The sequence below is a fragment of the Halomonas sp. genome, from assembly GCF_052095695.1.
In the GTDB taxonomy this organism is placed as follows: Bacteria; Pseudomonadota; Gammaproteobacteria; order Pseudomonadales; family Halomonadaceae; genus Vreelandella.
The window spans coordinates 1-14652 of the sequence record NZ_JBQDLQ010000083.1; the positions used below are offsets into that span (position 1 = coordinate 1).

Annotated in this window: 14 protein-coding genes; 12 read left to right on the plus strand and 2 right to left on the minus strand. The window is 55.2% G+C overall.

The features are described from left to right. The 7 genes from ACTH5D_RS14255 to ACTH5D_RS14285 form a co-directional block, all read left to right on the plus strand. A partial coding sequence (locus tag ACTH5D_RS14255) for an SLC13 family permease (RefSeq protein ID WP_441672372.1) occupies positions 1 to 1309 on the plus strand: 1309 nt, incomplete at its 5' end. Between the two features lie 102 nt (positions 1310 to 1411). Continuing rightward, a complete protein-coding gene (locus tag ACTH5D_RS14260) occupies positions 1412 to 2077 on the plus strand; it encodes an alpha/beta hydrolase (protein ID WP_441672374.1) in 666 nt (221 codons plus the stop codon). Positions 2078 to 2133: 56 nt separating this feature from the next. Beyond that, positions 2134 to 2814 carry a hypothetical protein gene (locus ACTH5D_RS14265; RefSeq protein ID WP_441672376.1) on the plus strand — a complete coding sequence of 227 codons (681 nt, stop codon included), beginning with the start codon at positions 2134 to 2136 and terminating at the stop codon, positions 2812 to 2814. Then, positions 2811 to 4301, plus strand: a complete 1491-nt coding sequence (locus ACTH5D_RS14270; RefSeq protein WP_441672378.1) for a complex I subunit 5 family protein — start codon at positions 2811 to 2813, stop codon at positions 4299 to 4301. The genes ACTH5D_RS14265 and ACTH5D_RS14270 overlap by 4 nt, the downstream gene beginning before the upstream one ends. After that, positions 4298 to 5803, plus strand: a complete 1506-nt coding sequence (locus ACTH5D_RS14275; RefSeq protein ID WP_441672380.1) for a complex I subunit 5 family protein — start codon at positions 4298 to 4300, stop codon at positions 5801 to 5803. The genes ACTH5D_RS14270 and ACTH5D_RS14275 overlap by 4 nt, the downstream gene beginning before the upstream one ends. Continuing rightward, positions 5800 to 7572: a complex I subunit 5 family protein gene (locus tag ACTH5D_RS14280; protein ID WP_441672382.1), complete on the plus strand. Its 1773-nt coding sequence runs from the start codon at positions 5800 to 5802 to the stop codon at positions 7570 to 7572. Before ACTH5D_RS14275 ends, ACTH5D_RS14280 begins: the two co-directional genes overlap by 4 nt. Positions 7573 to 7608: 36 nt before the next feature. Further along, on the plus strand, positions 7609 to 8583 hold the full coding sequence (locus tag ACTH5D_RS14285) for a YihY/virulence factor BrkB family protein (protein ID WP_441672384.1): 975 nt from the start codon (positions 7609 to 7611) through the stop codon (positions 8581 to 8583). Positions 8584 to 8703: 120 nt separating this feature from the next. Here ACTH5D_RS14285 and ACTH5D_RS14290 read toward each other — a convergent pair whose 3' ends face one another. Together ACTH5D_RS14290 and ACTH5D_RS14295 are read right to left on the minus strand one after the other, a co-directional pair. After that, complete coding sequence (locus tag ACTH5D_RS14290; RefSeq protein ID WP_441672386.1) at positions 8704 to 10113, minus strand: PhoH family protein; 1410 nt, start codon at positions 10111 to 10113, stop codon at positions 8704 to 8706. 196 nt (positions 10114 to 10309) lie between these two features. Further along, complete coding sequence (locus ACTH5D_RS14295; RefSeq protein WP_441672388.1) at positions 10310 to 10621, minus strand: hypothetical protein; 312 nt, start codon at positions 10619 to 10621, stop codon at positions 10310 to 10312. Positions 10622 to 10675: 54 nt separating this feature from the next. Here ACTH5D_RS14295 and ACTH5D_RS14300 point away from each other — a divergent pair, with 54 nt between their 5' ends. The 5 genes from ACTH5D_RS14300 to ACTH5D_RS14320 all read left to right on the plus strand — a co-directional run bounded on the left by ACTH5D_RS14300 (position 10676) and on the right by ACTH5D_RS14320 (position 14507). Next, positions 10676 to 11131 (plus strand): hypothetical protein, encoded by a 456-nt coding sequence (locus tag ACTH5D_RS14300; RefSeq protein ID WP_441672390.1) that lies wholly within the window; start codon positions 10676 to 10678, stop codon positions 11129 to 11131. A 75-nt stretch (positions 11132 to 11206) separates the two neighbouring features. Beyond that, the gene (locus tag ACTH5D_RS14305) at positions 11207 to 11476 is read left to right on the plus strand and encodes a hypothetical protein (protein ID WP_441672392.1); all 270 of its coding nucleotides are present in this window, start codon (positions 11207 to 11209) and stop codon (positions 11474 to 11476) included. 88 nt (positions 11477 to 11564) lie between these two features. Continuing rightward, on the plus strand, positions 11565 to 12032 hold the full coding sequence (ybaK, locus tag ACTH5D_RS14310; RefSeq protein WP_441672394.1) for a Cys-tRNA(Pro) deacylase: 468 nt from the start codon (positions 11565 to 11567) through the stop codon (positions 12030 to 12032). 100 nt (positions 12033 to 12132) lie between these two features. Next, positions 12133 to 13566, plus strand: coding sequence for an ATP-dependent RNA helicase DbpA (dbpA, locus tag ACTH5D_RS14315; protein ID WP_441672398.1), 1434 nt, complete (start codon positions 12133 to 12135; stop codon positions 13564 to 13566). A gap of 65 nt (positions 13567 to 13631) precedes the next feature. Beyond that, positions 13632 to 14507 carry a PA4780 family RIO1-like protein kinase gene (locus ACTH5D_RS14320; RefSeq protein WP_441672396.1) on the plus strand — a complete coding sequence of 292 codons (876 nt, stop codon included), beginning with the start codon at positions 13632 to 13634 and terminating at the stop codon, positions 14505 to 14507. The last annotated feature ends 145 nt before the right edge of the window (positions 14508 to 14652 follow it).

Sequence of the window (14652 nt, forward strand, 5' to 3'; positions counted from 1 at the left end):
CAGTACTAACTTGGTCGTGCATGGACTACTGCTTGACCGTTATCCCGAGCGCGGCATGGGCCTTTTGGATCTTGCTTGGGTCGGGATTCCCGTGGCCATAGCGGGCCTAATCTACCTGATTGCACTAGGGCCGCGGCTGCTACCGGCGCGTTCCGGGGTGGCCAGTGCGTTTGCCAATCCGCGTGAGTTCACGATTGAAATGGAGGTAGACCCAGCGGGTGTACTGGTCGACCGTAGCGTTGAGGAAGCTGGGCTGCGTCATTTACAGGAGCTGTTCCTGGTGGAGATTGAGCGCGCAGGCAACATTGTCAGCGTTGTCGGCCCGGGGGAGCAGCTTAAAGGTGGCGACCGGCTAGTGTTTGTCGGCACCAGCGATGCAGCGGTAGAGCTACAGCAAATCCGTGGCCTAATTCCTTCACGAGACGATACTTCCAGTTTAGAGAAAGAGTTTAAAGAGCGCCGTTTGGTCGAGGCCGTTGTGTCTGACCAGTGCCAGTTTATTGGCCAGCGTATTCGCGATGGCCGGTTTAGAACACTGTACGGCGCGGCGGTGCTGGCGATATGCCGTGGCGGTGAGCGGGTAAAAGGGAATTTAGGTCAAGTACGCTTGCAGTCGGCGGATGTGCTGCTGTTAGAAGCACGCCCACCGTTTATTGAGCGTCATCGTCAGTCCAGAGACTTCTTGCTGATAAGCGAGCTTAATGGGTCAGCCCGGCCGATCCATGAAAAGGCCCCGCTTGCGTGGGGGATCTTACTGGGTGCCGTGGTGTTTGCAGCACTGGGCGTGCTTAGCATGCTCAATGCCGCCATGTTAGGGGCTGCGCTAGTACTACTCACCGGCTGTTGTTCGGTGGGAGCGGCTAAGCGAGGCCTTGATACCCAGGTGCTGCTAACTATTGCCGCCTCGTTTGGCGTGGGGGCCGCGCTTCAAAGCTCCGGTGCGGCGGAAGTGATTGCCGGTGGTTTGCTGGCGCTAGTGGCGGGTAATCCTCTACTCTTGCTGATAGGGACCTACTGTGTTGTAGCGCTTCTCACAGAGCTAGTCACTAACAATGCTGCGGCAGTGATTATTTTTCCGGTCGTGATGAGCGCTGCAGAAAGTTTAGGCGTTAGCCCGATGCCTTACGTAGTGGCCGTTATGTTTGCTGCTTCTGCTAGCTTCTTAACGCCTATCGGCTATCAAACGAACTTGATGGTGTATGGCCCCGGCGGCTACCGGGTGAGTGACTTTCTGCGCTTAGGCAGTGGTTTAAATGTGCTAACCGGTGCGATAGCGCTGGTGTTGATTCCTTTGGTATGGCCTTTTTAAAACAGCTTTTGGCAGTGTAGTGGCTCCTTTAGGCGCGCCACTACTCGCGGTTAGCACTGGTTTGCGCTAGGGTTGCTTTTTTTGCACAAGGAATGAGAGTCGATGACTGATCCTGGCGAACTGATTATTGAGCCGAAAAACGGTCAACCTGCCGATGCGTGTGTCTTTATTATTCACGGTTTAGGTGCTGACGGGCACGATTTTGAGCCGCTAGTGCCCGCGTTAGCACTGCATAAAAACTCGCAGGTTCGCTTTATCATGCCCCATGCGCCGCGCTTGGCCGTGACGATTAATGGCGGCATGGTGATGCCCGCGTGGTACGACATTCTCGCCATGGATTTGGGCCGTCGGGTGGATAAAAGCCAGCTCAAAAAATCGGCTGAGCGATTACAGGGGCTGATTCAAGAGCAAATTGATCAGGGAATCGATAGCCGGCGCATTATTGTGGCGGGTTTTTCGCAAGGCGGCGCCGTCGCTTACGAAGCCGCGCTCACTTTCCCCGCGCCCTTGGGCGGCTTGTTAGCGATGTCGACCTATTTTGCCACTGCCGACAATATCGTTCTTAGCGATGCGAATCGAAAAATACCTATTGAAGTACAGCACGGTAACTTTGATCCTATCGTGCCCGAAAGCCTGGGGCGCAGTGGCGTAGACCGCTTGAAAGAGATGGGTTATACGGTCAATTACCGCCAGTACCCAATGGCCCACGCGCTCTGTCCACAGCAGGTTAATGACATCGGCAAATGGCTGGGCACACGTCTAAGCTAGCATTTTCCTAAATTAAGCGCCTATTCGTGCCCGATGCAAGGACGTAGCGAAAACGAATGATAGCTTCCATTGATGTGATAGAAGTAGCGCTAGCGCTGTGCCTTACGGGGACGGCGCTGGTGTGCTTGTTTGATCGCCATCTTCTGCGCGCCTGCCGCTTCTTTGTGGCTTTTGCTATCGCTATGGCATTGGCATGGTGGCAGCTAGGTGCCGTTTGGTTAGCAAGCGCAGAGCTACTGCTAGGAGCAGCGCTGACAGGGTTCTGCTTTTTTTATGCCCTCGGTCACGTTGGGTCTAGCGGCTCATCCGTTTTATCGCACGATCATTTTAGCGAGCCATGGTCGCGAGCTGCCGTGCGCGTAGTGTTAGCGCTGGTCTGGTTTGTCATGGTCGCTGCCGCGATTCGCTATGTATTAGCCGATATGCAGCATTCCCTTGCTGAGCATCCGCTGGTATTGGCTGGTGTGGTGATTGCTGCCAGTGCCATGGCCTCCTTTGCACTACATCGTCATCTGTTAAGACGTTTGCTGGCGTTTAATCTACTCAGTTCTGGAGTGTTTATGCTGCTCGCCGGCGTGGCGGGTACCACTCCGGCTGTCCAGGCTTTAATAAGCGTGGGGCTGCTAGTGGCAGTGCTGGGGTCGATGCTCGGTGTCTTGCTGATAAGACAGCTTTTACATTTGGAAGGCGTTGATGCTTTGGACCACGACAGCGGGCTCAAGGAGAGTGCGACATGATCTGGCGTTTTGGTCTCTTCGATAGCACCTTTACGCCGCTTGCCACAACCCATTGGGCGCTGTTGATGGCGCTTTGCCTACCGCTGCTAATGGGACTATTGGCGGCATTATTCCCCCCTAAACGCGTATGGCCAGTGCTACTCGCCAGCGCGCCGATAGTGGCGGCTGGTTTAATGCTGCTGTTCGCCTTTAACGATGCGGGGTTACTGCGCTGGCAGTGGGCGGTGGCGGATATCCAGCTGTCGCTGCGTTTAAACGGGCTCAGCGTACTGCTGCTGTTAACGACCCAGTGGATTGGCGTTGCCGCAGCGCTATATACGCCGGGCTATTTGCGCTTAAGCGACCCCGGCCCGATGGCACGCTGGCTTTGGCCGCTGATGGGGACGTTGATCAGCGCGCTTTCATTAATGTGGCTAGCCACTGATCTACTCACACTCTATGTTGCGTTGGAACTGATGGGCTTGGCGGCAGTCGGCATGCTGCTGCTATCGGGGAAAGCGCCTGCCCTTAAGGCGGGGATGCGCTATTTGCTGCTAGCGCTGATGGGGTCATTGGCTTATTTGCTGGGCGTTGCTTTGATTCTAGGTCGCTGGGGCCGGTTAGATTTACACGGTTTAGCCGAGATAATCGAGCCCGGTCCCGTGGCATGGTTCGCGGCGGCGCTGATGGGCGCGGGGCTGGCGTTAAAAGCTGCGCTGTTTCCGCTGCATGCCTGGCTGTCGCCTGTCCACGAAAATGCCTGGCCGCCGGTGAGCGCACTGCATGCCGGGCTGGTGATCAAGGCTTCGCTGTTTATGCTGGTGCTGCTGTGGAGCATTCTACTGCCGGATGCTTTCTATGCATCGCGTGTTATTGCCTGGCTAGGCATGCTGGCGATTGTATGGGGTGGCCTATTAGCATGGCGAACCGACTCACTGAAAACGTTGGTTGCCTCATCAACCGTCGCGCAGCTGGGCTATTTGATGGTGATTTTTCCACTCCTGCTCGGTCCAGATATTGCGCCACTGCCGCGCGCTTTAGCGTGGGAAGGATTTTGGCTACAGCTGATGGGCCACGCCTTCGCTAAAGCCGCCATGTTTATGGCTGCAGGCAACCTGATATTGGCCACTGGGGAGAGCACGCTCAAAGGCTTGGCGGGGACCAGCCGCCGTCTGCCGCTTTCACTGCTCGTGTTTGGCATCGCTTCTATCACTCTAATGGGGCTTCCGCCAAGCGCTGGCTTTACGGCGAAATGGATGCTGCTTCAGGCGATGATCATTACTCAGCAGTGGTGGGCAGTGGCTGCGCTATTAACCGGTACGCTGTTAACCGCGGCCTATATATTCCGCCTGTTTCGCTACTCGTTTGACGAAACGGCACCGCGCCATCGATACCAACCTCTTGCGTCGGGGATGGACGTAATCGCCCTGATGCTGGCGCTAGCCGCTTTCGCGCTGGGGCTTTTCGCGCATTATCCATTGGAATTGTTGCATGGAGGTGGCGCATGACTGCTGGGTGGCTACCCATTACCGCGCTGGCTATCGCGCTGTTAGTCACCGTGATTATTTTTGCGCTGCCGGAAGAGTCCCATCGTCTACGCACCACGATTAATCTACTGGCGGCGGTCACCAATATTGTGCTGGTCACCTTGATGGTCAGGCGGGTCGCCGCTGGATATGAAGATATTTTCAGCTTCCAGGTTGTCGGCGATGTTGATTTCGTATTGCGCACGGATGCGCTTGGGGTGATGTTCGCCGGGTTATCGTCACTGCTTTGGCTGTGTACGACGATTTACGCTATTGGCTACCTGGAAGGGTCTGCCAACCGGAAGCGCTTTTTTGGCTTTTTTAGCCTCTGCGTGGCCAGCACCATCGGCATTGCGCTGGCTGATAACTTGTTCACCTTCCTGATTTTCTACGAAATGCTGACGTTTTCCACGTACCCGCTAGTGGTGCACCGGGGTACAGAGCAAGCGCTCAACGCGGGCCGCGCTTATTTGCGCTATACCCTCACGGCTGGCGTGGTGCTGCTCCTGGGTGCGGTGCTGCTTTATAGCCTGACGGGGGACCAGTCGTTTTCTTCCGAAGCTGGCTTGGGCGATTATGTAAACGATAACCGTGGTTTGCTAACGCTAATCTTTGCGCTGCTGGTGGGCGGGTTTGCGGTTAAGGCTGCTATGGTGCCGCTGCACGGCTGGCTACCAAGAGCAATGGTTGCGCCAGCGCCGGTGAGTGCGCTGTTGCACGCCGTCGCGGTCGTGAAGGCTGGCGCGTTTGGCATCCTGCGAGTGGTTTATGATCTGTATGGCATTGAGCTTAGCGTGGAGCTTGGTGTCATCACCGCGCTGGCGGTGGCGGCGTCTATTACGATTATTTATGGATCGTTGAGAGCCATCGCGCAAGAGGAGCTGAAACCACGCTTAGCGTTTTCTACTATCAGCCAAGTTTCCTACGTTATTCTCGGCATAGGCTTATTTGGGCCTTTCGGCACTATTGGCGCGTTAGCGCACTTGCTGCACCAGGGATTAATGAAGGTCACGCTATTCTTCTGTGCGGGTAACTACGCAGAAGAGCTGGGGATTCACCGCATCGACGAGATGGACGGTGCCGGTAAGCGCATGCCGTTAACCAGTATTGCGTTTACGATTGGCGCGCTAGGCATGATTGGCCTCCCGCCCTTTGCTGGTTTTATTACCAAATGGTACCTCGGTATTGGCGCGATCCAGGCCGAAATGTACTGGGTGGTGGCCGTGTTGGTAATCAGCAGTACGCTCAACGCGATGTATTTTTTGCCGATTGTGCATCGTCTGTGGTTCCGCTTAGGGCCTTCTCATGGCACAGGCAGTTGGCCCGACGAGCAGCGTTTAGGCCGCTTTGAAACCCATGGCTGGTTGCTTTTACCGATGGTGTTTACCGCGCTGGTGAGCCTCGCTGCTGGTTTGTTGGCAGGCTTGCCGTTTAGCCCGCTGGATTGGGCAACCCGCGTTGCAAACGGGGAGTACTTGCTATGATGACGCTGCTGCTGGCGCTGTCACTGCTATGGCCGCTGTGCGTCGCTGGGTGTTCAGCTTGGCACGCCTATCGCACACCAAGCTCACGGCGCGACTATTTTTCCCTGCTGTGGGTGAGCGCTGCTTGGCCTGCCTTGCTGTTAGCGTACGGTGGCGAAGCGCAGTGGACTATCGATGCCTGGATACTGGGCGGGGAGTGGGCGTTAAACTCGCTCAGCCGCCCATGGCTGGCGTTTACCGCGCTGCTGTGGTGTTTGGCAGCCGTGCACGCGCGAGGTTATTTTGCGGCGGAGCAGGCGCAGGCTCAGGCAGGCGATCAAGACGCTCAGCGTCGCCTGCAGCGTTTGTCACTGTTGTGGCCAATGACCTTATTAGGCAACGTGCTGCTGGTTGTCGCCCAGGATATTGCCAGCTTCTATTTAGGCTTTGCACTGATGACGTTTGCCGCTTATGCCCTCGTAGTGCACACCGGTACACAAGAAGCTCGGCTGGGGGCGCGGGTATCTTTAATACTGGCCGTGGTCGGCGAAGGGCTTATTTTAGCCGGCTTTTTATGGGCCGCCGGTGAGGCCGACACGCTAACGCTGCAAGGCGTGCGTGAGGGGATTTTAATCGCAGAGCAGGGCGCATGGATGGCCGCCTTACTGTGCTTAGGCTTCGGTGTAAAAGCCGGCGTTATCGGATTGCACGTATGGCTGCCGTTGGCGCATCCGGTAGCGCCCGCACCGGCCAGTGCGGTGCTTAGCGGGGTGATGATTAAAGCCGGCCTGCTCGGTTGGATAAGCGTGCTGCCGCTGGGTCATGAAGAGGTATCTGGTGCCTTAGCCCAGTTTGGCCACGTTATGCTGATCGCTGGTTTGGCAGCAGCCTTTGCCGCTGCGCTTTACGGTGTGTTTCAGCACCACCCAAAAGCCGTGCTGGCGTACTCAAGTATTAGTCAAATGGGCATGATGACTGCGCTGGTGGCAATGGGACTAGTGGCGCCGGATGTTTGGCCACTGCTGTGGCCGGGGTTGGTGCTGTTTGCCGCTCATCACGCGCTGGCCAAAGGCAGTCTGTTTATGGGCACCAGCATTAGTGAGCACCTGCCACGCTGGCCGATGCCTCTGGTGTGGGCGTTGATGGCGCTGCCGGGTATATCGCTGGCTGGTGCTGTTGGCGCAGGTATAGTCAGCAAATGGGGTGTCAAAAGTCCGCTTTATGAGATGCACCATGAATCGTTAATTAAGCTGCTGAGTTGGGCCGCCGTTGGCACCGCGGCGCTAGTAAGTGTTGCGCTTTGGCGCCAGTGGCAGCAGCGCGAGCAAGGCGGCATCAATCCGTGGCAGTGGGGTGCTTGGCTTGCAGGCATTATGGCGGCGCTCGTAACGCCGCTGTGGTTACCGCTACCTGCGGGCAGTATTGAAATGCCGCCTCTTAAAGAGTGGCTGGGGATTATATGGCCATTTCCGGCAGGTGTTCTTCTCGCTGTATTGGGCTGGCTATTAACCCGCTCCTTTAAGCGTAAATCGCCCCCCGCAGGTGATCTATGGTGGCTGTATGCCTTTATAGCCAACGCTGCGCTAGTGCCTATACGTTTGATAGGCCACGCCTGTGGCAAGATTAAAGTGGCCAGCGTGACTGCCGTGCAAAGTGTGGAAAAGAGATTCATGGTTTCTTTATCACGGGGATTGGCCGGGGAGAGCTGGTTGCGGCATCATTCTAGTGGTTTGATGATGGTGCTTGCCGCAGTGCTTGCGGCGCTACTTATGTGGGAAGGCCAAGGATGATGAGAATGCCGCAACCGTGTTGGGTTTTGACGCGCTATGAGTAATCTTGAGCGTGGCCGGCGTGCCGAGGTGCCGGGCGAGATTCCCGCTCGTGGCTGGCATGATATTGTCTGGCGAGTAGTGCGCGCCGCGCGTCGGGACCGCATTACGATGCTGGCGGCCGGTGTCGCTTTTTACGCATTGCTTGCATTGTTTCCCACTATTGCCGCGGTTATTTCGCTTTGGGGGCTGCTGTTTGATCCCTATGAGGCGGGTCAGCAGTTGTACGAAATTAGCCGTTTTATGCCACCCGATGCGGCCAAGTTAATTGATCAGCAGGCCCAGAAGGTAGTGGAAAGTACTGAGTCAAGTAACGTGATGGCCACGCTAGTCGGCCTATTGATTGCCATGTTTATTGCCTCAAAAAGCGTGGCGGTATTAGTGATTGGATTAAACGTGGTGTACGGGGAAACGGAAAAACGTTCACTATTTCATCGCAGTACAGTGCTGGTGTCGCTGACGTTTGGTTTAATTATTATGACCTTGGTATCACTGGGCTTTATCGCCATCGTCCCCATTTTGGTCGATGCGCTAGCCATTGATCCACCCCTGGATAAGTTGCTGAAATGGCTACGCTGGCCTGCGCTCTTGGTGCTAATGAGCATGCTGATCGCGTTACTTTATCGTTTCGCACCCTACCGGCGTTCAGCGCAGTGGCGGTGGTTAGGCTATGGGACGCTACTCGCCACTTCTATGTGGCTATTAGGTTCTGGCGGACTTTCACTGTACGTGCGCTATTTCGCAACCTTTAGTGAGCTCTATGGATCGCTGGGGGCCGTCATAGCGTTAATGATATGGTTTTGGCTTTCTGCCTTCGTGGTGCTGTTCGGAGCAGAAGTGAACAGTGAAATGGAGCGTCAGACATACCGCGACACAACCGTCGGTTATCCGCGTCCTCTTGGCGAACGTGAGGCGTTTTCCGCAGACACTATTGGCAGCCCTCAGCCGTGGCGGTCATCAGACACTGAGTAGTCGCTTAAGCCCTGTCGTTGAAGTACTTGTGTGCATCGCTTCTTGGTTAAACTTACTTGGTGGCTAAATCATCCCTCACCCGGTCCCAGCGTGAGGGATGGTGCTTAACAATCGCTAGTCTTATAACAGCTCTTCAGCGGCGAGTGCTAAGCGTGAACGTTCAACGCTTTTCAAGGTGATATGGCCGGCGTGAGGCCAGTCGCGAAAACGCTCAACGACGGCCGCCATGCCGCAGGTGTTGGCGGTTAGGTAGGGGGTGTCGATCTGACCAACGTTGCCCAGGCAGACAATCTTGGTATTGCGTCCCGCCCGTGTTACCAGCGACTTTAGCTGTTTGGGGGTAAAGTTTTGCGCTTCATCAATGATTAAGAATGTGTCATTTAAGGTACGGCCACGCATAAAGCTCGGTGAGCGAATTTGTACGCGTGATCCAATCAGTTGGCGAGTAGCACCATTATCCCAGCTGGACTCTCCCTCCTCATTGCGCAGTAGGTTATCCATGTTGTCGTGGAAAGCCCCCATCCACGGTGACATTTTCTCCTCCTCAGTACCGGGTAGAAAACCGATGTCTTCCCCCATGGGGATCGGGGCGCGGGTAAATACGATGCGCTCAAACAGCTTGGCATCCAGCGTTTGCTGAAAGGCGGCCGCTAGCGTCATAAACGTCTTACCGGTACCGGCGTTACCGGCCACCGTCACCAAGTCGATATCCGGGTCCATCAGTAGGTTTAAGGTGAAGTTTTGCCGGCTGTCATGTGCATGAACGCCCCACACGCCGGCATGGTGGCGGTAGTTGGTCAGTAGCTGAAGGCGGGCGGTGGAGGGGCCCAGTTCGCGAACGATCGCCTCGAACTCTGCGCCATTCTCACTATCCGACACCAGCATGCCAACGTGCCAATGCTTGGGCATCACGCCATTGAGCTGATAAAACGTGTGATGACCAACGCGCTCGACGGTGACATCAACATTGAGGCCTTCCCATAGCGTGGCGCCATCTTGCCCTGCTGAGGCATAGACTTGCGCGCCTTCAATCATGGCATCGCTATCAGAGTACGCGCGGTCGTTTAGATAATCCTCAACCGGTACCTTTAGCGCGGCGGCTTTAACGCGCAGGTTGATATCTTTGGTGATCAGAATCACCGAGGCATCGGGGCGTTCATCGCGCAGGCGGCAGGTCTCCGCCAATATGCGGTTATCGGGGCTGTCATCAATGGCGTCGAGGAGCTTTAAATCGTTGTAGCATAAAAAGTGCAGGCGACCTGATTCGCCGCTAATTCGAGGGATTGGGATGCCGAGCTGAATTTCATCAAAGGTGACTTGGCTAGTAAGGTCAGAAAACGTACGGCTGATTTGGCGGGCCGTGCGGGCGATTTCACGAATACCGTTTTTGTGCTTATCCAGTTCCTCCAGAACCGTCATCGGGATAACAACATCGTGCTCATCGAAGTGATAGAGCGCGGCAGGATCATGAATGAGGACATTAGTGTCCAGCACGTACAGCCGAGTGGCTTTCTTATCGAGTCGTACCATCGGTGGAATCACTCCTTGGTTGACGGCAACTTCGACACTGGCAGGTGCGTATTACGCCCAGATGACACTTGCCTGTGTCCCTCACGTGGCGTGTCCTGGCATCTCCTTATTTAGTACTTTGTAATAGCGTGGAAGGCTTTGGCATTTTTTGCCAATTAAATTATTTCAACGCTGTGTCAGTCTGCTTGAGCAGTGGTTAAGAAAACTCGGATTGGCGCAGCGTGGCTAAACAGTGCGCCACCTTGTTCAGCAGCGCTGCGGCCACTACGCCACGGTTATCGCTTTCTACATAGCGGTAATGGTGGCTGTCTAAAACGAGCTCGTGATTGAGCGTACACAAAGTGCCTGCCTCCAAAGCACTTTTGGCCAGCGGATAAGGGAGTAGCGCCCAGCCGGTGGCATTAATCCCAGCGTCGCGTATGACTTCAAACATGGTGAGCCCAAGATAATTGCCTGAAAACAGCGCCTCGCTGATCAGTTTGTCGTCTTGTACATAGGTTAAGCACACCTGCGTGTACTAGGCTAAGTCATCGCGATTGACACTGGGAAGGCGGCTAAGAGAATGCTGCGGTGCTATGCCCGCGTGGCACGCTCGTCGCTGCTAGCCACGGAATTATGCCAGTGGCAGATGGATACCTGGCTAAGTGCCGCTGTTATGCTTGGCTTTGTGCTCACCTGGGGGCTAACGCAAACGCTATGGGCGAGCTACGCACGCTTTGCCGATCCAGTCATGGTGCTGGTGATTGCCGGCAGCTTCTTACCGATGCCAATTCGCATGGTGAAAGGCGCGCTGTGTGAGCTAATGTTCGGTGTGCCAGGTGTCATGAAAGACGTTGCTGATTTTGACGTCGCCGCTGATGATGTGCGCCTAGCGCAGGTAGGCAGTTCCTTGATGGTAAACATCCAGCTCGATAAGCAGCAGCTTCACGATGCCCAGGAAATAGTTGATAGCGTAGAGCAGCGCTGCAAGCGACTAAATCTACGCCCTGTCACCAGTCTTACCCTGGTTGCCGGCTAACCTGCGTTAAAAAAGATTGGCGTTGTTTATATCGCGGTGCTATTTAATGATCGCTACGTTGAGGGTTGTAACAACATGCCATTGCGCCGCTGTTTACCCGCACTGCTGCTGACTGTTCTGGTCACTGGCTGTGCAAGCTCTACCATTGCTCCTCGCTATACTTCCGATAATCCAGACGTGATGCGTATTGGCGGAGAGCGCCCGGCTAATCGCGATACGACCGTTGAAAGCGCTGGTTCTTTCTGCTTGGAAACGGTCGAACGCTGGAACGATCATGGGCGTACGCCCGATGGGCAAACCCTGTGGGCGAAAGACATCATGCGTAAAGTAGTGTCTTGTCAGTAAGCGCTGATATTTTAACTGTATAAACACTAACGCCAGCTTTGTTAAGCTGGCGTTAGTGTTTCAGTTCCTAGCAAAAAAAGAGAGCGACATGACGCCGGCGATTAATAGCGCAAAGCATGCAGGGGTTGCCTTCCAAGTTCATGAGTATCATCACGATGTTGACGCGCAGTCTTATGGTTTAGAAGCCGCTGAAAAACTTGGTGTGTCTGCCGAACAGGTTTTTAAAACGCTAGTTGTGAAGTTGAATGGCAAGCAGTTTGCGGTCGGCATCGTGCCTGTCACGGGGCAGCTAAGCTTAAAGAAAATCGCCAAAGCGGCCGACGTTAAAAAAGCCGTCATGGCCGCGCCAGAAGAAGTAGAGCGCACCACAGGCTATGTGTTGGGTGGGGTGAGCCCACTAGGCCAGAAAAAGCGTCTAGTCACGTTTGTGGATTCATCAGCCGAAGCATTCGCCACTGTGTATGTCAGCGCGGGCCGACGAGGGCTTGAAATTGAACTGACGCCGAGAGACCTAGCCACCCTGAGTGAGGCCACTTTTGTATCCCTGGCAACGTGACGCCGATGTTATGGCGGCGCAGATCGAGGCACTTTCTGGTATGGTGCCGTAACGTTTGTGTGCGTCGACTGCCCTCCAGAGGGCGCGCACTGTATTTATGATGGCCGCACACTTGTGGCCCAAGCAAGGTAATATCGTGTCTGACTCTTCTTTCTCCTCGTTAGCGTTGCCTGCAGCTTTGCTGAGCAACCTTGCATCTCTTGGCTACTATGAAATGTCGCCGGTGCAGGCGCGAAGCCTGCCGCCGATGCTGGCCGGGCGCGATGTGCTAGCGCAGGCGAAAACGGGTTCAGGTAAGACGGCGGCATTCGGTTTGGCGCTGCTGGCGGCGTTGAAAGTAGAAAGCTTTGCCGTACAAGGGTTAGTGCTGTGCCCAACCCGTGAGCTCGCCGACCAAGTGGCAGAAGAGCTACGTCGGTTGGCCCGCGGTATGGCTAATGTAAAAGTGCTGACGCTGTGCGGTGGCGCGCCGTTCGGCCCCCAGCTTGGCTCTTTAGAACACGGCGCGCACATCGTGGTGGGTACGCCGGGGCGCATTGATGAGCATTTGCGCAAAGGTTCGCTGACGCTGGATTCCCTTGCTATGCTGGTGCTGGATGAAGCGGATCGGATGTTGGATATGGGCTTCCAGGCAACCATCGATGACATCATTGCCGACACGCCCGCTTCGCGCCAAACGCTGTTATTTAGCGCGACGTTTCCGGACGAGCAGGCGTCCGGCGGCTTAACCGAGATGACCCGTGGCATTATGCGCGAACCGGTGACGGTGAAAATCGCCGAGGTGCATGATGCGCGCACGATTCATCAGCATTTTTATACGGTGGCAAATGAAGAGGCGCGATTTGAGGCGCTTCGCCAGCTGCTGCTGACCTATCGACCCATCACCAGCGTTGTGTTTTGCAATACCAAGCGCGAGACTCAGGCAGTGGCTGAGCAGTTGACGGATGCCGGGTTTAGCGCGGTAGCTCTCAACGGTGATTTAGAGCAAAAAGACCGTGACCGCATACTGATTCTGTTTGCCAATCAAAGTGCCTCTATCCTGGTGGCCACTGACGTGGCCGCTCGTGGCTTAGACATTGCACAGCTGGACGCCGTATTTAACTACCAAATTGCTCGTGAGCTTGATGTGCATGTGCATCGGGTTGGGCGCACCGGGCGCGCCGGTGCCAGTGGCATTGCCTGCACGCTGGTGACTCCGAAAGAAAGCTATCGATTGGAAAAACTGGAAGTGTTACTGCAGCAACCGCTTGCCACTGAGCCACTCCCCAAACCTCAGCTGTCGGTGCCGTTTGAACCGCTGATGGCGACGCTGCAGCTAGCCGGTGGCAAGAAAGATAAGCTTCGTCCTGGCGATATTCTGGGCGCGCTGACCAGTGAGGGGGGGCTGCGCGGCGATCAAGTGGGTAAAATTAAAGTGCTCGCCCGCAGTGCCTATGTCGCGGTTGAGCGCAATGTGATTCAACAAGCCCAGGCCAAGCTTGAGCGTGATAACTTAAAAGGGCGGGCTTTCCGCGTTCGTCGTATTCGTTATTGAGCCAATAATCACTGAACGTAGATGGCAACGATACAGAGAGTAAAGAGGAGCCGACGCAGCTAACCATGAAAATCCCTAAACGATTACAGCCGCTGGTCGATGATGGAATGATCGATGAGGTGCTGGTGCAGTTAATGAGCGGCAAAGAGGCGCAGGTTTACGTGGTACGCTGCGGTGACGATGTGCGCTGTGCGAAAGTGTTTAAAGAGGCCAAGCAGCGTAGCTTTAAACAGGCGGTACAGTACCAGGAAGGGCGTAAAGAGCGTAACAGCCGCCGCTCAAGAGCGATGGCGAAGAAAACACGTTACGGTCAGAAAGAGCAGGAGCAGGCGTGGCTTAATGCGGAAGTTGACGCGCTTTATCGTCTGGCATCCGCGGGTGTGCGCGTACCCGAGCCCCACGGCTTTGTAGACGGTGTGCTGCTGATGGAAATGATCAGCGATGCCGACGGTAATGTGGCGCCGCGCTTAGATGAAGTCACGCTGACGCCAGAGCAGGCCGAAACCTACTACGCCAAGGTTATTCAAGACGTAGTACGCATGCTGTGTGCAGGCTTAATTCATGGCGACTTGTCGGAATTTAACGTGCTAGTGGATGCCACCGGCCCGGTGATTATTGATTTGCCTCAAGCCGTTGACGCCGCCAGTAACAACAGTGCCGCTGCCATGCTTTATCGCGATGTCGATAATATGCGTAACTACTTTGGTCAGTATGCTCCCGCGCTACTTAATACCCATTATGGCAAAGAGATGTGGGCGCTGTATGAATCAGGCGAGCTGCATCCCGATAGCAAGCTGACCGGCCACTTCGATTTTGATACTCACATTGCCAACGTGGATGAATTGATGGAAGTGATCGACGATGCCAAAGAGGAAGAGGCCGAGCGTCAAGAACGTATGCGTGATGACGATGATGACGGTGATATTCCGCAGCCTTACTGAACAGTCTCGATAAAGCGGGCCCCTTTCGTTTTGTAGCTATCAGAATCAGCTCCGGTGTGCCTTGGCTGTCTTTAAGCACGTACGCGCCGTTTGATCGCCGCATCCCAAGAGGCGGCGGTTTCGACCGCATCGCAGGGGCGCCAGG